This window comes from Wandonia sp. (genome assembly GCF_984588085.1).
In genome coordinates this window covers 62933-84508 of sequence record NZ_CFIGVI010000005.1, presented here as the reverse complement: position 1 = coordinate 84508, position 21576 = coordinate 62933, and the positions used below count along the sequence as shown (strand labels likewise).

The 21576-nt window shown below is 40.8% G+C and carries 15 protein-coding genes; 8 read left to right on the top strand and 7 right to left on the bottom strand.

Features of this window, described 5'->3' with window-relative positions; all coding sequences use genetic code 11:
* Position 1: 1 nt before the first annotated feature.
* The 7 genes from AC4PL9_RS03525 to AC4PL9_RS03495 form a co-directional block, all read right to left on the bottom strand.
* Positions 2-1276 (bottom strand): ABC transporter permease, encoded by a 1275-nt coding sequence (locus AC4PL9_RS03525; RefSeq protein WP_491603397.1) that lies wholly within the window; start codon positions 1274-1276, stop codon positions 2-4.
* The gene (locus AC4PL9_RS03520) at positions 1276-2013 is read right to left on the bottom strand and encodes an ABC transporter ATP-binding protein (protein ID WP_491603396.1); all 738 of its coding nucleotides are present in this window, start codon (positions 2011-2013) and stop codon (positions 1276-1278) included. The genes AC4PL9_RS03525 and AC4PL9_RS03520 overlap by 1 nt, the downstream gene beginning before the upstream one ends.
* A 7-nt stretch (positions 2014-2020) precedes the next feature.
* Positions 2021-3025 carry a BtrH-related acyltransferase DarH gene (gene darH, locus AC4PL9_RS03515; protein ID WP_491603395.1) on the bottom strand — a complete coding sequence of 335 codons (1005 nt, stop codon included), beginning with the start codon at positions 3023-3025 and terminating at the stop codon, positions 2021-2023.
* Positions 3022-3426: a flexirubin biosynthesis protein DarG gene (gene DarG / locus AC4PL9_RS03510; RefSeq protein ID WP_491603394.1), complete on the bottom strand. Its 405-nt coding sequence runs from the start codon at positions 3424-3426 to the stop codon at positions 3022-3024. The genes darH and DarG overlap by 4 nt, the downstream gene beginning before the upstream one ends.
* A 2-nt stretch (positions 3427-3428) precedes the next feature.
* Positions 3429-4565, bottom strand: coding sequence for a dialkylresorcinol biosynthesis protein DarB (darB, locus tag AC4PL9_RS03505; RefSeq protein WP_491603393.1), 1137 nt, complete (start codon positions 4563-4565; stop codon positions 3429-3431).
* Positions 4565-5476 carry a dialkylresorcinol condensing enzyme DarA gene (locus AC4PL9_RS03500; protein ID WP_491603392.1) on the bottom strand — a complete coding sequence of 304 codons (912 nt, stop codon included), beginning with the start codon at positions 5474-5476 and terminating at the stop codon, positions 4565-4567. The genes darB and AC4PL9_RS03500 overlap by 1 nt, the downstream gene beginning before the upstream one ends.
* A 105-nt stretch (positions 5477-5581) precedes the next feature.
* On the bottom strand, positions 5582-6727 hold the full coding sequence (locus AC4PL9_RS03495) for an NAD(P)/FAD-dependent oxidoreductase (RefSeq protein ID WP_491603391.1): 1146 nt from the start codon (positions 6725-6727) through the stop codon (positions 5582-5584).
* A gap of 104 nt (positions 6728-6831) precedes the next feature.
* Between AC4PL9_RS03495 and AC4PL9_RS03490 the strand changes: the two genes are divergently transcribed.
* The 8 genes from AC4PL9_RS03490 to AC4PL9_RS03455 all read left to right on the top strand — a co-directional run bounded on the left by AC4PL9_RS03490 (position 6832) and on the right by AC4PL9_RS03455 (position 21564).
* Positions 6832-12396, top strand: coding sequence for a hypothetical protein (locus AC4PL9_RS03490; protein ID WP_491603390.1), 5565 nt, complete (start codon positions 6832-6834; stop codon positions 12394-12396).
* Positions 12326-13465, top strand: a complete 1140-nt coding sequence (locus AC4PL9_RS03485; RefSeq protein WP_491603389.1) for an FAD:protein FMN transferase — start codon at positions 12326-12328, stop codon at positions 13463-13465. Before AC4PL9_RS03490 ends, AC4PL9_RS03485 begins: the two co-directional genes overlap by 71 nt.
* Before the next feature lie 16 nt (positions 13466-13481).
* Positions 13482-14195, top strand: coding sequence for a Dph6-related ATP pyrophosphatase (locus AC4PL9_RS03480; RefSeq protein ID WP_491603388.1), 714 nt, complete (start codon positions 13482-13484; stop codon positions 14193-14195).
* A gap of 83 nt (positions 14196-14278) precedes the next feature.
* Positions 14279-15025: a 3-oxoacyl-[acyl-carrier-protein] reductase gene (fabG, locus tag AC4PL9_RS03475; RefSeq protein ID WP_491603387.1), complete on the top strand. Its 747-nt coding sequence runs from the start codon at positions 14279-14281 to the stop codon at positions 15023-15025.
* Between the two features lie 179 nt (positions 15026-15204).
* Positions 15205-15813, top strand: a complete 609-nt coding sequence (locus tag AC4PL9_RS03470) for a TetR/AcrR family transcriptional regulator (RefSeq protein ID WP_491603386.1) — start codon at positions 15205-15207, stop codon at positions 15811-15813.
* Between the two features lie 16 nt (positions 15814-15829).
* Positions 15830-16993 carry an efflux RND transporter periplasmic adaptor subunit gene (locus AC4PL9_RS03465; RefSeq protein WP_491603385.1) on the top strand — a complete coding sequence of 388 codons (1164 nt, stop codon included), beginning with the start codon at positions 15830-15832 and terminating at the stop codon, positions 16991-16993.
* A gap of 7 nt (positions 16994-17000) precedes the next feature.
* Entirely contained in the window at positions 17001-20138 is a 3138-nt protein-coding gene (locus AC4PL9_RS03460; RefSeq protein ID WP_491603384.1) for an efflux RND transporter permease subunit, read from the top strand.
* Complete coding sequence (locus AC4PL9_RS03455; RefSeq protein WP_491603383.1) at positions 20128-21564, top strand: efflux transporter outer membrane subunit; 1437 nt, start codon at positions 20128-20130, stop codon at positions 21562-21564. The genes AC4PL9_RS03460 and AC4PL9_RS03455 overlap by 11 nt, the downstream gene beginning before the upstream one ends.
* Positions 21565-21576 lie beyond the last annotated feature (12 nt).

Sequence of the window (21576 nt, the reverse complement as noted above, 5' to 3'; positions counted from 1 at the left end):
GTTATAATATTCCTTGTTTTTTGAGTGATGCAAAGGTAACAGAAAAACAACATACCGAGAATATCACAAATAAAACGATATAAATGTATAAATCTGTTATCCCTGAATTACGAATGAATAATCCGTAATAGGATTCCAGTCCCCAGTTTAAAGGCGAAAGGATGCTTATTTTTTGTAAGATATCAGGCATGGCAAATGTCGGAACCCAGATGCCTCCAAGTGCGGCAAGTATCATGACGGAAATTGCCCCGAAAGAACCTGCTTGCTGATGAGTTCTTGATAGCGTCCCGACAAGCATTCCGTAAGAAGTTGCCGCAAGCGCAATCAGAAAAGTCATAATAAAGAAAAGAACATTGTTTTCGGGGAGTTCAATTTGCGGAAGCCCAATTACAGGAAACAAAAAGTAACCAATAATAAGAATAACCCCGAGTTGAACAAAACATACCATAATATATGTTAACACTTTTGCCGTTAAAATGTTCATGAAGGATACGGGAAGAGTGCGAAGGCGCATAAAACTTCCCTGATCTTTTTCATAAACGATGTTTCCGCCAAGGGCAATAACAATAAAGAACATGGCAAAGAGTGTCCATGCCGGAACGTTGTGCTGAGTGGAACTTGGAATTTTAGACTTACCTGAATTATCCTGTACTTTTTCAGTAAAATATACGGGAGGTTTATTTAGCATTTCTGCAACATCATCCGGCATTGATTCACCTGTGAGTTCAATAAACAGGGATTCCATCATTTGTTCGGTTTCAATTCGGGCAAGAATGGTTTCTAAACCGCTTCGTACTGCTGTACGGAAAGAGAGTTTCATAACCGGATCAAATACCAACTGAATGGAAGAAGAGTCGGATTTGTCTGTTTTTTCCATCTCGACCTCATTCAATGCTGCTATTATCTTTTCTCCGTTTCCGGAGCTCCTGTTGTGAATCCATTGTGAAAAACCCTTCGGAATATAAATCCCGACTTTGTAGGTTCCTTTCCGGATTTCCTGTTCAAGCTTAGGGAGATTAAGCTGGTCATTTTTCTCAAGGTTGAATTCACCCAGTTTCTCAACGTTACCAATCAGTTCTTTAGCAATATCTTTTTGATCCTGGTTGACAATAACTACCGGGATACGATTGTCCTGCATCAACTGAAAAGTACTATCCTGAACAAGCGTTATGATTACAACAAGTACAGCCGGCATAATAAACAAAATACCCAGTCCGGCCTTATCTCTCCTGAGCAGGATCATTTCTTTCCATATTCCGGTCAACAATTTTTTCATCAGTTTCGGATTGTTTTTCCGGTTAATTTTAAGAACACTTCTTCCAGATTTGCAACTTCATATTTTTGAATCAACTCATCCGGACTACCTGTTTCCAATAGTTTTCCTTGTTCAATTATTCGCACCTGATTACATAATTCCTGAGCTTCGGCTAGCAAATGTGAAGTGTATATGATTGTTGTTCCTTGTTCCCTGTTTAATTTTTTCAGGTAATCGATAATCGCAGCTCTTGATTGCACATCTACACCTACAGTAGGTTCGTCCAGAATCAGAACTTCAGGGTTATTCAGAATAGAAGCAGCCAAATTGATTCTGCGTTTCATTCCTCCTGAAAACGTTTTCAACTTTTTGTTTTTTACATTTTCAAGTCCCAGTACTTGCAGAAGCATATCAATTCGTTCCTGAAGCAATTTTCCCGGAATTCCCCACATTTTTCCGAAATACCACAAATTTTCCTGTGGTGTCATCTCAAAATACAGAGCGTATTCCTGTGGAACGACTCCCAGTGTATATTTGGTTTGTGGAGAGGAGTTGGGCTCTCCCATAACGAAGACTTTTCCTGAATCAGCACGGATAAGCCCGCAGATGATAGATATCAGGGTTGTTTTTCCGGCACCGTTCGGTCCTAAGATCCCGACGATGTCACCTTGTTGAATGGACAAACTTACGTCGTCGAGCGCGGGACGCTCTGATCCGGGGTATGATTTTGATATGTGCTCGGCTACTAAAGCTTCCATACCGGAATTAGAATTTCAGTTTGGCAGATTTTCGAAAGGCTTGTTTTTCTATTTCAGCGACTTCGAGTAAAATATCAGCTGCCTGGTCAAATGCTTCCTGTGTTGTTATTCTTCCCCGATAGATGGCTGCAGCCTGAGAAGCAAATTGTCTCCAAAGATCCCCGCTTTTTGTAAACTGTTCACTTAACCGGAGTAAATCTTCATTTGGAATATAACCGTATGCTTCTTCCAGAAACGCTGCGTGAAGATAGCGGAAACCACCACCGCCGGTACCTATTTCTTCCTGCATTCGCACGAGTTGGCCAAGATACAATCCTGCTTTTCGATCTCCCAGTTTTTCTTTGTATCCGCGCACCTTTTTTGAGATGTAACGAATTCCGTTGACCCCAATTATCGGCCCGGGAGCATTCATAAAAAAGGCTGAATGCTTAATCCCTTTTTTTATTCCTCCTCTTATTTTATCATCGCTGATATGCGGAATAGATTCCGGGTAATACATTTGTCCTTTGGGGGCGAAAGCACCTTTGGCAAAACGAACACGAGTCAGTTCTTCTTCCGTAATGGTGGTTGTGGTTTCCATTACAGGGTCAGAAATCAGATAGCTATTTCCTTCTTTTCCGAAAACAACAATATTGTGGGCATTAAAATGAAAACGATATTCAACCGGAAAGTAGGGAAGGTGAAATACTCCGACCTGTAAACCTACCGGTTTTCCCTGTTCCAGCATTTCATCCAGTTTCTTCTGTGCTTTTTCCGGGGAATTGAATGTAAGGCGCTTGTATTTTATTCCAAAGTAAGACGCGTTGCGCTTAAAAATGGTTCCGGGCATTGGACGAAAGGTAGTTCCCGGCGCATTATTAACCTTAATGAAGGGGAGGTGCATAAAGAATATACCACCACCTATTCCGAATACCATAGGCTCAGAAAGATTCAGTCCATAAAACTGGAACAAATTAGAGGTGACCCCGTTTTCACAATGGGCTGCCTGATGGTGTTCGAAATTTGTCTTCATGCCTTGTTAAATTGGGTCAAATCCTCTGCTGTAATGTCGAGTGCCTGTGCGTATTTTTGTATCGTTTTACTGTCTAATTTACGAAAAACCTCGGGTTTATTAAGATGGCGTTTTACTTTGAAATGCCAGATGCCTGCGTACTTGGAAAGGAGTTTGGAGTCCATTAGCCGCAGTTCCATAAAATAAGCCAACGGTGTTTTATGTCCCTTCCGGATTTCTTCCAGCGTTTCTTCTATACGGAGTTTAATTTCTTCCCAGGCCTGTTCAAGTGCTACTGTTTTTACTTCCCAGCCGGTAGAAAGCCCGGTGGTGTATTTTCCGTCTTGGTCTTTTGCGTAGCATAATTCGCGAAAGTGATTGACAAGCGCACTGTAGTCCTGAGGGATTTCATCTTTTTTCATAGCTAAACAACGGTTAGCAGAACAAATGCATACGTGAAACGGGAACTTTCAGGAACAGCCACTAAAATGCGTTCTCCTTTTTTCAACATATTCTTATTCAGTAACTCTTCAAGCATTAGAAAAGCACTGGCTGCTCCGACATTTCCAACCTTTGTCAAATTGGTAAACCATCTCTCTTGCGGAATGGGTAAATTATATTTGATCAGTGCTTCCTGAATCGGTTTTCTGAAAAACTCGGAAGACATATGAGGTAAGAACCAGTCAATGTCATCTGCTCCGATTGCATATCTTTCACAAATCTCAGTTAGTTTTTCAAAGCCTTGTGCAACGATATTCGGACGCAAAAGTTTTACATCCTGTTTTACAGAGAAAATACTTTTTTCGATTAATTCCTGATTGGAGAATTCAAGATATCCTTTAAAATCTCCATTCTCATCTTTATCTCCTCCCATATACATACAGGTGTCATACTTTTGGGCGTAAGAACACATGTCTATAGAGTCAATACGAAGGGATAAACCTTCTTCGTTCGGATGGTCTTCAACAAGTACTGCTGCAGAGCCGTCAGAAAGCATCCAACGAAGAAAATCCTTTTCGAAAGCGATATAAGGGTTGTCTTCTAACTCTTTTAGTTTTTGAACTTCTTCAACGAAGTTAGAAGCCTGCATTTTTCTGGCAAATGATTCAGAACCTGTAACAACTGCTTTTTTTGCATCGCCTACCCGAACGGAATTGAAAGCATACTTCAAACCGTGAATAGAAGAGCAGCAATTTCCTGCCTGGGAAACAACTTCAAAAGAAGGAGCGTGACGAAGCTCTCCATGTACCATCAAAGCGTGAGAAGGCATCATCTGGTCAGGAGAAGATGTCCCGCAAGCCAGTAAATCAACTTCCTGAATTTCTTGCTGATCAACAAGTTTATTAATTGCTTCGCAGGTTAACTGAACATTGTTGTGCGTAAATACACCATCTTTTACCGCGTAATAGCGTGTTTTTATTCCATTGTTCCGAAGAACAATAGCACGACTTTTAGAGGGCTGGTCGTTAACATAACCTAGCACGCTTTCCAGTTCGTCATTTGATATCGGATCATGCGGCAAAAACTTGCTTATGCGTGTTATATAGGCTTCTTTTATCATTATTTTAACTTAACACCTTGATAATACAATTTTTCTTTTTTCACTTTCCCTAAGAAGAATAATCTGCCTATTGAATACAGCAGTATCACGATAGGAGAAATAAAAAATATGGCAAAAAGCAAATAATAATTAAATACCCTGAGCCATAGTTTCTTCTTTTTCGGGGTAGTTCCTTTCTTTTCAATCAGGTTTGCCCAGATTCCGAAAAGAGTCGTAGCCCGTTTTTCAACAAAAACGATTGTATCAACAATCCTTACAGCATTTTGTTTGACGAGTTTCTCCTGAAGATTGTTACAATCATCTTTCAGTAATGCTTCCTCAATAGTCGTGCCAAACCGTTTCGCTCCGTCAATATCCTCCTGACTGACACCGGGAAGTGGGAAAAAACCGAGGAAACGGCTTTTTTTTGCTGTAAAAAGCCAATGTTGAATCGTAACGACAGAAATAAGATTCGGATTTTTATCCTCAAGGATAATATTTCCAACAAGACGGGCTCCGATTTTTTGTAACTCGTTCTTTATTTTTTCCTGTGCCATAACCCACATGTTGCGAACTCCAGCGACAGTGACAATAGGTGTGTTGTTCAAAAGAGTCCTGGCTTTGTCAGACTGTAAGAAACTATTGAAAGGAACAGAAGGGTTGAGAAACCAAACCTGATAACCGAGGATAATCAGATCATATTGGTCGTGACGGGTCGTGATTTCATCCAGTTCGCAAGGTTTTCCCAATACGGATTCAGGCATTTGTTCAAAAAAGTTATCTCCTTTCCATGGAAAAGGAAATTTGTTTTTGGGTCGTATATCGACAAATTCCAGCTCTACGTTGTTCGCATTCATGCCAGATGTCAGGGACTTTAAAATTTCTGTCAGCTGACCGGATTGACTGTAATGTAAAACAAGAACTTTTTTCATTGGAAACATGCCGTTAATGGCTGCAAAAATAACAAATTGATTGGTTTAAAAAAGTGATTTTTCACAGATCAATACTTTTGGTGTTAACTGTACGTACCATTCTGTTTACCTGAAAGAAAGTAAGTTGGCAAGACGATGGCCTAATTCAGAACCCATTGCAACTCCCATGCCGCCTAAGCGGACAGCACAATAGATGTTTGGTTCCAGTTCTTTCAGGATGGGAGCTTTATTTTTTCCTATCCCCATAATTCCAGCCCATTGATAATCAATTTTGAATGATTGTCCAGGGATAATTACCTCACGAAGTAATTCCTGAATTTTGTCGAGAATAAGGTTTGTATTTTCTATTTTTTCGGTTCGTTCCCCTGCAAAGTCATAATTACGTGCACCACCGATCAGTATTCGGTTTTTGTCCACTACCCTGAAATAAAAATATCCTTTATCATAATGATATGTGCTGTCGAGCTGAAGATCATGAATAGGTGAGGTAACAAGTACTTGTGCCCGGGCAGGTTCCAGTTCTATATCCGGATATAAAGATTGCGTGAGTCCGTTGGTACATAAAGCTACCTTTTTAGCACAAAGAGATCCGAATTCAGTTGCAATCTGAACATTGTTTTCTTGTGAAAGAATTTTGGTAACCCGTATCCGGTTGAGTAGTACGATGCCTGATTCTACAGCTTTTCTCAATAGTAAGTTCATCATTTTTCCGGTGTCAATACTACCTTCATGACGATTATAAATGGCTCCGTGAATATTGGGTAATCCCGGGATCATTCCTTTCTCGCAAACGGAGTAACAATCGCGTAACCCCGTGGTTTCTTCTATGAGTTTATTGAGGAAGGAAATCTGTGAAGAACAGTACATGAATGCATCTGTTTCCTGTTCTGTAAAAAGATCATACGATCCACAGTTCTGATAGTCTATGTCTGTTTTACCAAGTCGATTTAGTAAACGATCCAATCCTTGAACGCGTAAGAGAATTGTTTCTTTGACTTTGTCAGGAGTACTGGTTTTAAGGTCGTCGAGAAGCTCTGACGGACTTCCGAAACAAGCGAAACCTGCGTTTTTTGTACTCGCTCCTGTGGGCAAATAGCCTCTTTCGAGAATGACAATTTTACTTTCCGGATGTAATTGTTTTAACTCGATAGCGGTGCTGAGACCAACAATCCCGGAGCCAATAATGACATAATCAATGTTTTCCGTGAAAGATCTTTTTTCCCAGTAACTTAAGTCGCGAAATGAAAGCATTGTGTTCGTTTTTAACAAGTATGCTAATTTTTCACGATATTTGTAAGTTAAAGAATGAACTTTTTTGGTAACAAAGTGTACCGAATTGCGTTGAAGTAACCGAAATGAAAAACATAATATTATTTCTTTTCCTTTTAACTGCTTCCTATTCGATAGGACAAAGTAAGTTTTTGCTTTTCGGAGCGGTAACTAATGATGATATGAATCGCCGTGAAGGTGACGTGACTGTTACGGTTACTGCAAATGGATCTCCGGTTGCTACTACAATTACTTCCAATTCCGGTAAATTTAAGGTTGCACTTGACTATGGAAAAAGATATAAAATAGAATTTAACAAAGGCGGTCTGGCGGCTCGTCACCTATACGTAGATTTAGTAGGGGTCAATGAAGAGGATTTACCGGCAGGAGACTTGATGCAGGAAATGGAGATGACACTTTACGCTGAGGTTCCCGGAGTAGATATGTCCTTTTTTGCACAAGAACCCACAACCACTTTTTCGGTCAACATGAAAAAGATGATGGTCGATATGGATGGGAAGCAGATTTCTTCCATGAAGTCTAAGATCGATGACATGTTGGAAAAGAAGGAGGAACTGGGCGATCAGACGGAAGCGATTAATCAGCAATACGATGAATCGATGGCGGCCGGTGATAAATCGATGGCCTTGAAAGAATACAAAGAGGCATTGAGTCATTACCAGAACGCAGAAAAATTAAAACCAACAGAAGCTTTACCAAAGACCAAAATTGAGGAAGCAAAAGCGAAAATCAAAGAGGAGGAAGAAGCGAAAAAACTGGCGGAACAAGAGGCGAAATACAATGAGGCGATAGCTGCTGCGGACAAAGCATTTATTGAAAAAGATTGGAATAAAGCACTATCAGGATACGAAGAAGCTTTGGGGTACAAGCCAAATGATAAGCATGCAACGGAAAGAGTTGTGGCAATTGATGAAATTCTTTCTGAACAGAAGCGAAAAGAACTGGAAGAGAAACAGAAGAATGAAGAGTATTATAACTTGATTCAGGCGGCAGATAACCTGCGTGATCAAAAGAACTACGAAAAAGCAATTCAGACCTATCAGCAGGCACTGGAGAAAAAAGAAGAGCAGTATCCAAAGGATCAGATTCAGAACATAGAGAAAATAATGGCTGATGCAGATGCTGCTGAAAAATTGGAAAAGGAATATACAGCTGCTATGACTGCGGCAAAAGCTCTGTTTGATCAGAAAAACTACGAAGAAGCCAAAAGCAAGTATGTTGAGGCTTCCGGATTGAAACCGGATGAACAGGAGCCAAAAGATAAAATAACTGAGATCGAAGGGATTTTGCAAAATCTGGCAGATCAGATGGCGAAAGACAAAGCGTATGATGAGGCTTTGGCGGAAGCAAATACGCTCTTTGATGCGAAAGAGTGGCAAAAATCAATTGATGCTTACAACAAAGCTTTAGGAATTAAGCCTGACGAGCAGGCGCCAAAAGATAAAATAGTTTTAGCGCAAGCTGAGATAGAAAAATTGAAGAATCAGGAACAACTGGAACAGGAATTTGCTGAAAAAATTGCCGAAGCAGACAAACTTTTTGCCGAAGGTAAATTGACTGAAGCCAAACCGGTCTATTTGGCAGCATCAGCTCTTAAACCGGAGGAGAGTTATCCGAAAAGTCAGGTGGAGTTGATTGACAGTAAACTGGCAGAACAGAATGCGGCAGCTGAACAACAAAAACAGTACGATGAATTAATTGCAGCAGCAGGACAATTGTTCCAGCAACAGAAATATCAGGAGGCTAAATCAAAGTATCAGGAGGCGCAGACGGTAAAACCGGCAGAAAGTCTACCGGGTGAAAAAATTGAGGAAATAAACGCCCTTCTTGGTGAATTAGCAGCTGCTGAAGAATTGGAAAGCAACTATACGTCGGCAATGGAGGCGGCGAAGAATGCTTTTTCTACGGGAGATTTAGTTACTGCAAAAGCAAAGTATGAGGAAGCTACCGGATTAAAACCGAATGAACAGGAGCCAAAAGATAAGATAGCTGAAATTAATCAATTATTAGAACAACAGGCGGCTAATGCGGAACAGGAAGCTCAGTATAATCAGTTGATTGCTGAGGCGGACGGACTGTTGAATGCAGGAAACCTCGAAGAAGCCAAGGCGAAGTATCAGGATGCATTAGGCGTTAAAGATGAAGCTTATCCAAAAGGACAAATTGCCCAAATTGATGAGCAACTGGCAGAACGTCTTAAAAAAGAGCAACAGGAGCAGTTGTACCAGCAGAAAATTGCTCAGGCGGATCAGTTGCGTGACGCTGAGAAATATGCGGAAGCAATAACGGTTTATCAGGAAGCTCAGGAGATTGATGCTTCAAATGAATACCCCAAAGAGCAAATCAAAAAATTAAATGATAAGCTGTCAGCGAAACAATCGGAGGCTGAAAAAGAACAACAGTTTACAGAACTGGTTGCTGCGGCTAATTCCTTGTATGGATCGGGTGAGTTGAAGGGAGCCATAGCAAAATTTGAAGAGGCATTATCGTATAAAGAAGACGCTGACGTTCGTCAACGTATTACTGCTATTTCGGAAGAATTAGCGGCAAAAGAAGCTGAATTGTCTAAAGAACAAAATTATAATGAGACCATCGCCCGTGCTCAGGGGCAGGAAGCGTCGGGAAATTTATCCGGAGCAATTGCAGAATATGAAAAGGCGACACAGATCAAGCCTGAAGAAGAACTTCCCCGTCAAAAGATCAGTGAACTAAAAGACCGATTGGCAAAACAGTCGGCCGATCAGGAGCTGAATAATCAAATCGCACAACTCGTTAGTGAAGGAGATACGAAGTTAGGGGCAGGGAATTATGATGGAGCAAAAGAAAAGTACCATGAGGCGCTTGCTCTGCGAGAAGACGATGCTATTCGTCGTAAACTGGAAGATGTGGAAGCACGAATGAAAGCAGAAACACAGGAACAGGAGGAAAGAAACTATCAAAAGATTATTGATAAGGCAGATCAGCTGAAAAACGCAGAAGATTTTGAAAACGCAATTGGTTACTATGAACGTGCTTTGACAATTAAACCTGCCGACGCGTATCCCACACAAAAAATTGCAGAAATAAGGGAGATAATAGAACAGCGTAAAAGGCAGGAAGCCCAAAATGCAGAAGCTACTGCGGAGTACGATGCCGCTATGAAAAGTGGAGATGCTAAACTGGCTGCAGGAGATTTGTCCGGAGCACTTGAACAGTTTGTGAAAGCGAAAAATTTGAAACCTAATGAATCATTACCGGGGCAGAAAATTGAACAGGTGAATAATCTGATGGCATCAAAGATGAATGCAGAGAAAACACAGCAAGAATATAAAAAATATATGTCCGAAGGAAACAAACTGGCTGATGCAAGAAGTTACCAGGAGGCAATAACTACTTTTGAGAAAGCGCTTGTGGTTAAGCCAGGTGATTCCGATGCTCAAAAACGAATTCAGGAAGTGAAAGCACGGATCGAATCGGAAAAGAATCAGGCGGATAATCAAAAATATGCAGAATGGATAGGACAGGGGAACAGGGCGTTTTCTGAGGAAAATTATGATGTGGCAAAGAATGCTTACAATGAAGCATTGAAAGTAAAGCCAAACGATAAAGCTGCTTTGGATAAGATTGAAGAAATCAATAAAATTCTGGAGAGTATAGCAGAACAGAAATTGAAAGAAGCGGAGACTGAACAGGCATACCGAAAAGTGATTAGTAAAGCTGATACCCGTTTTGTGAAGGAGGATTGGAAATCGGCACAGGAATTCTATCAGGAGGCGTTGACAATTCGTCCTTTGGATAAGTATGCGAAAAGTCAGCTGAATTTAGTAATTGAGAAACAAAAAGAAGAATCCGAGAAAGAAGCTGAAAAACAATATCTGAAAATTCTGGCAAAAGCCGATGACTTTTTTGATAGTGAAAATTGGGAGAAGGCAAAAGGAATGTATGAAAGAGCACTTACTTTCCGAGCAAATGATCAGTACCCGAAAGATAAACTGGTAGAGATAGAAGCCATTTTAGCCAATGGAGGTAAAATGCCTGTCAAATTGGAGAATCTGGGTAAAAAAGAGAATATCTCTATTTTGGAAGGAGAAGCTCTTTTTGTAAAAGCGGAAGAGAATAGAAGATACAAACGCAACTTGAAAGTTAAGAAAACAGAAGAGGAGATTCAGGATAAGTCAGTTGTGGTCTCTGAATCTGAAGAAGAAGAACGTTTAAAAACGAGAGAAGTTGTAGCAGATATAGAAAAGGAAAAATCAGCATTTGAAGCAGACAGGAGTGAGGAACAACAGGTGATTGCGGAAGAGGTGGATCAGTTGAATACTTCCCTGAAAGCAAAAGAAGCCGAAGATAACCTGTTTGCTTATGCCGAACGATTAAGAAGAGAAGCCTATGCTCGTCAGGTGGTGGTTGAAAAAGCACAACATGAAGAAGGTAAAGTCGTAATCCCAAATGAGAATGAGGAAATCATAAAAGGGAAAACGTATGAAATTGAGCAGAAACTAAGAAATGATGCTATGGATGAACAGGTTGTTCATCAGGAGACCCGATCGTTGGTTGTGGATATTGAAGAGAAACATTCCGGGTTTCAGGAAGAAGATAAGATGATTGTTGATGCCAATGAGATGGCATTAAAAGGGTTGAAATTTGATCTTGATACCAAGACCGATGAAGAGTTATTGACAGAATATGACCGGGTTCAAAGAATGATTCAGGAAATGGAAGAAATTTCCAAAAACAAGAACTCAGCTGAAGAAGATCTGCTATTGATCGGTAAAGATATTGATGAGAAAATTTCACGTGTCAATAAAGAAATATCGGATAATGTCCGGGAGAAAGCGCTTTCGGATTATGAGGTAATCAAAGCAATTGAAGGAAAAATTAGTGCGGTAAATGAAGAGGTTAGTGCGGATAATGAAGGGCGGGATTTGGACAGACAGGAAAATGTTGAGACCGTGAAAGGCTTATTCAAACATCAGAATGATGTTACCGCAGAAAGAACGAATGAAAAGAAAACAGAAATTCTGGATACGAGAAAAGAAGTTGGTAAAGTAGAAGAGAAATACGAAGTAGCGGTTAGTGACAGAGCAGAAGAAAGAGAAGAGATTGTAGAAACTGTTCAGGGATTGAATAAAGAACAGGGAGATCATCTTTCCAAGCAATCAGATGATAAAACAAAAGATATTTATCTGACGAAAAAGACGGTTTCCAATATTGAAGAAGGAGTTCGGAAGGAAAAGGAAAAAGAGTCCGAGAAACAAACGGACAATAACGAAGTTATCACTTCTACAAAGCAAGATTTAGAAGATCAGGCAGGTAAGGATTCTGAGGACAAGAAAAAACGAACGCTTGAGATGCGTCGTATGTTGGAGAGTCTGGAGACAAAAGGAATTCGCTTTTCTGAATCTGTAGCCAATACCCTGGGAGAAGAATTTCCGGAAGGAGTAACAGAACAAAACTTTACAATAGAGGATGAGGATGGATTGTTGGTTGAAATGAAAACCCGTCGAATTGTTGTGAAGGATGGACGAGGAGATGTATATGTACGTAGTTCGAACAAGTACGGGACGACTTATACGAAAAATGGAGAACCGATTGCAGAATATGTTTGGCAAAGAGATACACAAGACGCGAAACTGGTGCGTCATAAGTAAGTTTATACTAACGGGAGCCTTATTTCTTACAGCTTGTGATGCTCCCGTTTCTGAAGAAAAATTTGAAACAGCGAACGATGAAGTACGTGTAGATCAATTGATTTCAGGATATGCGCAAGGGACTTCCTATACAATTATTACAGGGGATGATTCCCTGCTGGTATCTCAACAGGAGATTGATAACTTGTTAAAGGATTTCGATACATCTCTGTCGTCGTATATTCCGGAATCAATTGTATCCCGATTCAACGCGGCTTCTCCGGGAGTTTATTATTTCGATGATCCACAGCAGTATTTTCAACAATGTATAGAGGAGTCAATGCGTGTTTATGATCGAACGAAAGGGGCATTTGACCCCACAGTGTTTCCTCTGGTTGCAGGATGGGGCTTTTTGAAAGACCCGGGAGTGGAGATGGATCAGCATGTAGTAGACTCGCTGTTGACTATGACAGGATTCCGGAGTGGGATTGATTTTGAGTATAAGAATTTAGGTGACGGACGTTTTTCTCTAACCAAAAAGAAGCAGGGGCTCAGGATGGATTTTAATGCTATTGCACAAGGACTTTCTGTTGATGTTGTGGCAAAATATATGGAGGAAAAGGGGCATGAGAATTACTTTGTAGAGATTGGTGGAGAAGTTCGGGTAAAAGGACGGAACCGGGAAGGTCATTTCTGGAGAATAGGTGTTGATGCTCCTAAGGAATCCAATGACGGGCGAGATGAAGTGCGTGATATTACGAATGTTGTAAACTTGCGTGGTGGAGCGGTGGCTACTTCCGGAAATTACCGTAAATATTATGAAAAAGACGGGGTGAAATATAGTCATACAATCAACCCCGTTACAGGTTACCCGGTACAACATACGTTATTGAGTGCAACGGTCTGGTCAGAACAGGCTTCGACATCGGATGCGTACGCAACTGCTTTTATGGTGATGGGGACAGAAAAGGCAATGGAATTTCTGGAAACGAATTCAGATTTGCACCTGGAAGTATTGCTTATTTTTACAAATAAAAAGGGGCGAATGGAGAAATTCTTTACTCCCGGAATGAAGCGATTTCTGGATTAACAATGTGCATACCTAAATGAAAGAGCGGGAGAGGGTTTTTCTGAATTGGAGTGGAGGAAAAGACTCTTGTATGGCACTTTATACCTTACAACAAACAGCAGATTTTGAAGTTGTTTCGCTTTTGACAACCGTTACTTCCGGTGCGGATCGCATCTCTATGCATGGTGTGCGTACAGAGCTTTTGAAAGAACAGGTAAAAGCCATCGGGCTTCCTTGTGATCTGATGTATATTCCTGAAAACACGAATATGGAAGTGTATGAAGCACGTATGCAGAAACAATTGAAAATATATACCCAAAGAGGTGTTTCGTATGCTGCATTTGGGGATATTTTTCTGGAAGATTTACGTGCCTATCGGGAGAACAACCTTAAAAAAGCAGGTATTACTGCTGTTTTCCCGCTTTGGGGAAGAAATACAGGAGAATTGATACGAGAATTTATAGATCTGGGGTTTAAAACAATAATTACCTGTGTCGATGCACGTGTTTTGGGCCAAAGTTTTGTCGGACGAGTTATGGACAGGAAACTGCTGGAGGAATTACCAGAGGGAGTCGATCCCTGTGGCGAAAATGGAGAGTTTCATACTTTTGTATTTGATGGGCCGTTGTTTACTAAACCGGTTCAGTTTTCTAAGGGGGAAATCGTTAAAAAAACATATCCGGCTCCTTCAGCAGAATATGAAGAGGCGGCTTACTGGTTTATTGATCTTATCCCTGTAGACAATCAATAATTTATTATGGGTTTCTTTTTCTGAGACAGACTACCTATATTTGGCCACCTGAATTGATTCGGGATGGGCTTAAACAATACATTATGAGATTACTGGAAGGAAAAGTGGCAATTATAACAGGAGCGTCAAGAGGAATTGGTAAAGCGATCGCTCAAAAATTTGTTGAACAAGGAGCAACCGTTGCATTTACGTACGTTTCTTCAGACGAAAAAGCTAAAGCATTAGAGCAGGAATTAACAGCGAATGGTGGTGTGGCAAAAGGATTCAAATCAAATGCCGGTGATTTTGATGCAGCCCAACAACTGGTGGATGATGTGGTGGCTACCTATGGTAAAGTAGATGTGCTTGTTAATAATGCCGGAATTACACGCGATACACTTTTAATGCGAATGACAGAAGACCAGTGGGATGAGGTTATCAATACCAATTTGAAATCTGCTTTTAACCTTACGAAGGCGGTTATTCGTCCTATGTTGAAGGCGAAATCGGGGTCAATTATTAATATGTCGTCGGTTGTCGGGGTTTCAGGAAATGCCGGACAGGCAAACTATGCAGCTTCGAAAGCGGGAATGATTGGTTTTTCGAAATCAGTTGCACAGGAGCTGGGATCCCGAAATATTCGTTGTAATGCCATTGCTCCCGGATTTATTGAAACGGAAATGACGGAAGTGCTTGACCCGAAAGTAGTTGAAGAATGGAGAGCTTCAATTCCTCTTAAAAGAGGAGGGACACCGGAAGATGTGGCAAATGCTACTGTATTTCTGGCTTCTGAAATGTCAGCATATGTTACAGGACAGACTTTGCATGTTTGCGGAGGTATGTTAATGTAATCCTGGAAAATATAAATAGTGGAACGGCTTCTTAACAGGAGCCGTTTTTTTGTGTTAACTAACCCTCAGTTTCCCGGCAGGAATTGTCTATTACGAATTAAAAAAATGTTAAATTACCCAGGTAACTATATGCTGGTCGGGTTAATTGATTACTTTTGTTGACATTTTTGTCAAACAGTATGTTAAACGAATCGTCAAATCCTTGTGAGTCAACAGAAGAGCAATTGTTAATGAAAGCAAAAGAGCTTTTCTTTTCACGTGGGTTGCTACATGCAAGCACTCAGGAAATCGCTGATTTTGCGGGTGTGAATAGAACCCTTGTAAATTATTATTTCCGTTCTAAACAGAACCTCTTTGCGAAAGCGCATGCTGAGGTAATGAAAGAGATGAAGGGAGAGCTTGCACGGGTATATCTGGAAAAAGTTCCTTTCAGGGAAAAAGTAGAGTTGTTTATTGACTTTGTTCTTGAATTCAGGGATAGATATCCGTTTTTAGAAGTATTTAATATCCACGAGACGGCGAAAATTTCGAACAGGGAAGCATCCATTGTACAACCTAAATATATTGAAGAGTTGTCGGTTTTTCTTTGTGAGGTGGATGAGGAGATAAAGGCAGGAAGATTAAAATTCAAGCAGCCAATTGATTTTATCATTACGATTATCGCTTTGATTTCATATCCAAAAGTGATGAAGCCAATTTACCAAAGTGCATTTAATATTTCGGAACACGATTACGAACAAATGTTGGCAGACCGTAAAGAAGTTGCTTTACGGATGGTATTTAATTAAAACAGTAAAAGTAGGAATGAGGAGGTTTAAATTTATTGCAGGGATCACGGGTTTGCTAATGTTGGCGGCTTGTGGTCAGAGTGAACAGGATGGTAAGCAGGTACAGCAGGCTAAGCCGTATAAGTTCATCGAAGCAACAGGTGAAAATGTAACATTGTTGACTTCATACCCTGCGACACTGGAAGGAAAGCAGGATGTAAGTATCCGTTCAAAGATTGACGGATATATTGAGCAGATCCACGTTATTGAAGGACAGGAAGTAAAAAAAGGACAGCTATTGTTTACGATCTCGAATCCGCAGTACAATCAGGATGTTATGCGGCTTGAAGCGTCTAGAGCGGCTGCCGAATCAGAAATCGCGACAGCTCGCCTTCAGGTAGAGAAAACACGTCCATTGGTAGATGAGAAAATTGTTTCTGCATTTGATCTGCAGGCAGCGGAATTGAAACTGAAATCTGCGGAGGCTAATTTGGCACAGGTTAAGGCACAGTTATCTAATGCCCGAACCAATGTAGGTTATACTAAGATTCAAAGCCCGGTTAATGGTGTTGTGGGAGTTATTCCGTTTAAAGTAGGAAGTTATATCAGTAATGCTACACAAGAACCGTTAACAACCGTTTCAGATATCAGCGAAGTCTATGCTTCTTTTGCTCTGAATGAAAAAGAACAGTTAGAGATGATGAGAAAACTGGAAGGGAAAGACATGACCGAGAAAATTAAAAATATGGATGCTGTGTCGTTAATTCTTTCAACGGGGGAAGAATATGAAGAAGAGGGGCATATAGAGAGTTTTTCCGGTATTGTCAATACTCTGACAGGGTCAGTTCGTGTAAAAGCTGCTTTTCCGAATAAGGAAAGAGTTCTTCTTTCCGGAGGAAGTGCGCGTATACAAATCCCGACTAAAGTTGAGAATCGTATTGTAATTCCGCAGGGAGCAACGGTTGAGTTGCAGGACAAGCGCATGGCGTTTATCGTAGGTGATGGAAATGCTGTAAAAGGTGTTCCTGTAAAAGTGCGTCCCGTTCCAGGAGGAAAGTATTTTGTTGTGGATGAAGGTCTGTCTGTTAATGATCGCGTTGTTGTAGAAGGAATAGGATTGTTGACAGAAGGTACAGTCATTGAACCGGTTAAGGTTGATACAAAAGAAGTCATTCAGCTGGCGGATAATTTAAGTAAATAAGATTTTTATGTTTAATAAGTTTATTGAAAGACCGGTTCTTTCAACGGTTATTTCTATTCTCATTGTCATTCTGGGAGTAATAGGTCTGATTACACTCCCTGTATCGCAGTATCCGGAGATTGCACCTCCTACAGTGACAGTGTCAGCAAACTATCAGGGAGCTAATGCTGATGTAGTAATGAATTCTGTTGTAATTCCGCTGGAAGAGCAAATCAATGGAGTAGAGGACATGTTATATATGACTTCAACTTCTTCCAATGACGGAACTGCAAATATTAACATCTATTTCAAACTGGGGACTAACCCTGACCTTGCAGCTGTAAATGTGCAGAACAGAGTTGCCCGGGCAACTCCTCTTTTGCCTCAGGAAGTAACCCGATCCGGGGTGAATACAGCCAAGAGACAGTCGGATAACATTTTGATATTCTCGTTGTATTCGGAGAACACGGCGTATGATCAGACATTTTTGCAAAACTACGCCAATATTAACATTCTACCGAAGATTAAACGTGTTACCGGGGTAGGAGAAGCTATGGTATTCGGGCAGAAGGATTACTCTATGCGGATCTGGCTGAAGCCGGATGTGATGGCAAGTTATGGACTGGTACCGGATGACATTCAGGCGGTATTGGCTGAACAGAATATTGAAGCAGCTCCCGGTCAGTTTGGGGAAAATGGAGATCAGTCCTTTCAGTATATGCTGAAATACAGAGGACGTCTTCAAAATGAGACTGAATTCGGAGATATTGTGATTCGTTCGGATGAGAGCGGTCAGATACTTTATTTGAAAGATATTGCTCGTATTGAGTTGGGCGCACAAAGTTATGCCAGTAATTCGTTTACAAACGGGAACGGATCGGTTGGTGTGGCAATCAGTCAGACAGCTGGTTCCAATGCTCAGCAGGTAATTGAAGACTGTTTGAAAGTATTGGAGGAGGAAAAAGTGAAATTTCCTTCCGGAGTGGATTATACCAGTCTTGTGAATGCAAATGATTTCCTGGATGCATCGATTAAGAAAGTAATTTCTACATTGGTAGAGGCATTCATTCTCGTATTTATTGTTGTATTTCTTTTCCTTCAGGATTGGCGTTCTACGTTAATCCCTGCCATCTCTGTTCCCGTAGCTATCATCGGAACATTTTTCTTCCTGAGTTTATTTGGTTTTACCATCAACCTGTTGACCTTATTTGCTTTGGTACTTGCGGTGGGAATTGTAGTGGATGACGCTATTGTCGTCGTCGAGGCGGTCCACGCAAAAATGGAAGAAGGAGAAAAAAATGCCCGAAAAGCAAGTTTTGCAGCAATGCATGACATTTCTGGGGCAATAATCTCCATTACACTTGTCATGGCGGCAGTATTTGTTCCGGTGAGTTTTATTTCCGGGTCAGCAGGTGTATTCTATAAACAATTCGGATTAACTCTTGCGATTGCAATTCTACTTTCAGCAGTAAACGCGTTAACATTGTCTCCCGCACTTTGTGCTATCCTTTTGAAACCACACGAAGAGCATAAGAACAAGAATTTCTTGCAACGATTTTATGTGGCATTTAATACAGGGTTTACAGCAACGACCAATAAATATGGAAAGATTGTAAACTTCTTTATCGCACGAAAATGGCTGACATTTGGTTTTATTGCTGCATTTATAGGACTCTTTGTGTTCCTGATGCAAACAACACCAAAGGCCTTTGTTCCTAATGAGGATACGGGTTCTATTATGTCTGATATCTCTCTTCCTCCGGGAACGTCGATAGAAAGAACAGAAACAGTATTACTTGAGATAGAGAAAATAGTGAAGGAAATCCCTGAGGTCAATAATATCTTGAGAATTTCAGGTCGGTCATTGATTTCCGGTTCCGGTTCCAATTACGGAATGATTATCGTTAAGTTGAAACCGTGGGCAGAGCGGACACAGCAAGGTCAGGATGTGCAGAGTATCGTTAAGAAGCTCTTTATGCAAACAGGGAAAATAAATGATGCCCGTATTATTTTCTTTGCGCCGCCTACAATTCGCGGTTTTGGATTCTCTTCCGGTTTTGAATTGCAGCTTCAGGATCAAAAAGGTGGCTCGATAACCGATTTTGACGGAGTTAAAAATGAATTCTTAGCAAAACTGAACAGTCGTCCCGAAATTCAATATGCTTCGACTTCTTTTTCTCCAAATTTCCCGCAATACCTGATAGATGTGAAGGCGGCAGAAGCGAAGAAAGCAGGTATTCCTGTTAATCATATTCTGAGTACGCTGCAAGGTTATTACGGAGGGGTTTATGCTTCCAACTTTAACGCTTTCGGAAAGCAATATCGAGTGATGTACCAGGCAGCACCCGAATTCCGTGCGGATAAAGAATCATTGCGAAAGATAATGGTCAGAAATGCGAACGGAGATATGGCACCAATTACTGAGTTTATTACGATAGAACGAGTACTTGGACCACAGATTATTAATCGTTTCAACCTGTTTACCAGTATCACAATTACCGGTGCTCCTGATCAGGGATATTCATCTGGGGATGCGATTGATGCAATCGAAGAAGTTGCAGAAGAAACACTACCGGTTGGTTATGGATATGAGTTTTCGGGAATGACGCGTGAAGAATTGAATGCAGGTGGTCAAACGATATACATCTTCCTGTTATCAGTTGTTTTCGTTTATTTCCTGTTGGCAGCTCAATACGAGAGTTATCTTTTACCATTCTCTGTCTTGTTATCGGTACCGGTCGGATTAGCGGGAACATTCCTTTTTGCAAATCTTTTTGATATTAGTAACAATATCTATTTGCAGATCACCTTGATCATGTTGATCGGATTGCTGGCTAAGAACGCCATTCTGATTGTAGAGTACTCGGTTGACAGAAGAAAGCGGGGAATGGGGCTTGTTGAGGCTGCTGTACAAGGTGCTGTAGCGCGTTTCCGCCCGATTTTGATGACGTCTTTTGCATTTATCTTAGGACTTTTGCCGCTGATGTTGTCGAAAGGAGCGGGAGCTATCGGGAACAACTCCATTGGAACAGGAGCTATTGGAGGAATGTTAACAGGAACCTTGTTGGGAATACTGGTTATCCCGGCTTTGTTTGTCGTATTCCAGTATTTACAGGAAAAGGTTTCCGGAAAAAAGAGAGAGAATAGTGAAATTCATGAAGAATAATATGAAACGTTTTTCAGTTAAAATTATAGCAGGGATACTATTCGGACTACTTGTTCTGAATGCCTGCGGTGTAGTCACCAAAAAATATGAACGTCCTGATTTTTCAGAAGGACTTGTTGATTCATTATATCGAGATACTACGGTTACAGATACGTTAAGTATCGGGGATATTTCATGGGAAGAGTTTTTTAAGGACCCTAAATTGTTGGTTCTGATAGACGAGGCTCTGGCGAATAATTATGATTTTCAGAATGCTGTACTATCTATTCAGGCTGCAGAGAATTCACTGAAGCAGAGTAAACTGGCTTTCTTGCCGAGTTTAGATTTCTCTCCTTCTGTTACGTACAATAATACGTCGCAGAATTCATTGAATTTGCCTCCATCTGTTAACATTAATCTCAAAACGACAAACGTGTCGATTGGTGTTTCCAGTTCATGGGAATTGGAAATATGGGGAAAAATGACAGCGGCTAAGAATAAGGCGTATGCCTCATTTATGAAAGCTGAGTCGGGTAAACGAGCGTATCAGACATCGTTGATCAGTTCTGTTGCCGAATCGTACTTTACGCTAATGGCGTTGGATAAACAGTTGGAAATTACGCTGCGGACAATTGATTTGCGTAAAGAGACCGTGAATACTCTGTCCTCATTATTGGAGGCAGGTACGATTACCCGCGCAGATCTGGTACAGGCAGAATCTAATCTGTATGCTGCGGAAATTCAGGTTCCTGAATTAAGACGATCGATTCGGGAACTGGAAAATGCGTTATGTGTTTTATTGGGAAAACCATTTCAAGCCATTGATCGGTCGAAGTTGGATGAGGTAGACCTTTCCCGTGAATTGATGGTGGGAGTTCCGGTTCGGTTGTTGCAAAATCGTCCCGATGTGATGGAGGCGGAATGGGCTTTCAGAGAAGCTTTTGAACAAACTAATGTAGCGAAAGCATCTTTCTATCCTTCCATTACTCTTACTTCGGGTACTTTTGGAATTTCGGCTTTAACAACACGTACCTTACTTGATCCGAAAAGTATTTTTGCGAATATCGTAGGTGGATTGACGCAACCGCTCTTTCAGAGAGGAAAGTTGAAGGCGAATCACAGGAATGCCTTACTGGCGCAACAACAAGCGTTTAATAATTTCGAGAAAAGCATGCTGGTTGCCGGGCAGGAAGTGACAGATGCTCTTTTTGCTTACAAAACAATAGAGGAAAAAGAAGTAATCAGAGAAAAGCAAATTGAGGCGTTACAAAATGCAGTTACTTTCCGAATGAAGTTATTGGAATTCACAAGTTCTACAAACTATACAGATGTTCTTACATCTGAACAGGCATTACTTGGAGCGCAGATTGAAGAAATATCGGATGAATTAAGTAAGTATAAAGCAATGATTCATCTATACCGGGCTTTAGGTGGTGGATGGAAATAAAATGACATTTGG

What these genes read in the sequence shown, in the direction of transcription:
- AC4PL9_RS03525 (WP_491603397.1), bottom strand. Translation starts at nt 1,276, where the DNA reads ATGAAAAAATTGTTGACCGGAATATGGAAAGAAATGATCCTGCTCAGG.
- AC4PL9_RS03520 (WP_491603396.1), bottom strand. Translation starts at nt 2,013, where the DNA reads ATGGAAGCTTTAGTAGCCGAGCACATATCAAAATCATACCCCGGATCA.
- darH (WP_491603395.1), bottom strand. Translation starts at nt 3,025, where the DNA reads ATGAAGACAAATTTCGAACACCATCAGGCAGCCCATTGTGAAAACGGG.
- DarG (WP_491603394.1), bottom strand. Translation starts at nt 3,426, where the DNA reads ATGAAAAAAGATGAAATCCCTCAGGACTACAGTGCGCTTGTCAATCAC.
- darB (WP_491603393.1), bottom strand. Translation starts at nt 4,565, where the DNA reads ATGATAAAAGAAGCCTATATAACACGCATAAGCAAGTTTTTGCCGCAT.
- AC4PL9_RS03500 (WP_491603392.1), bottom strand. Translation starts at nt 5,476, where the DNA reads ATGAAAAAAGTTCTTGTTTTACATTACAGTCAATCCGGTCAGCTGACA.
- AC4PL9_RS03495 (WP_491603391.1), bottom strand. Translation starts at nt 6,727, where the DNA reads ATGCTTTCATTTCGCGACTTAAGTTACTGGGAAAAAAGATCTTTCACG.
- AC4PL9_RS03490 (WP_491603390.1), top strand. Translation starts at nt 6,832, where the DNA reads ATGAAAAACATAATATTATTTCTTTTCCTTTTAACTGCTTCCTATTCG.
- AC4PL9_RS03485 (WP_491603389.1), top strand. Translation starts at nt 12,326, where the DNA reads ATGGAGAACCGATTGCAGAATATGTTTGGCAAAGAGATACACAAGACG.
- AC4PL9_RS03480 (WP_491603388.1), top strand. Translation starts at nt 13,482, where the DNA reads ATGAAAGAGCGGGAGAGGGTTTTTCTGAATTGGAGTGGAGGAAAAGAC.
- fabG (WP_491603387.1), top strand. Translation starts at nt 14,279, where the DNA reads ATGAGATTACTGGAAGGAAAAGTGGCAATTATAACAGGAGCGTCAAGA.
- AC4PL9_RS03470 (WP_491603386.1), top strand. Translation starts at nt 15,205, where the DNA reads ATGTTAAACGAATCGTCAAATCCTTGTGAGTCAACAGAAGAGCAATTG.
- AC4PL9_RS03465 (WP_491603385.1), top strand. Translation starts at nt 15,830, where the DNA reads ATGAGGAGGTTTAAATTTATTGCAGGGATCACGGGTTTGCTAATGTTG.
- AC4PL9_RS03460 (WP_491603384.1), top strand. Translation starts at nt 17,001, where the DNA reads ATGTTTAATAAGTTTATTGAAAGACCGGTTCTTTCAACGGTTATTTCT.
- AC4PL9_RS03455 (WP_491603383.1), top strand. Translation starts at nt 20,128, where the DNA reads ATGAAGAATAATATGAAACGTTTTTCAGTTAAAATTATAGCAGGGATA.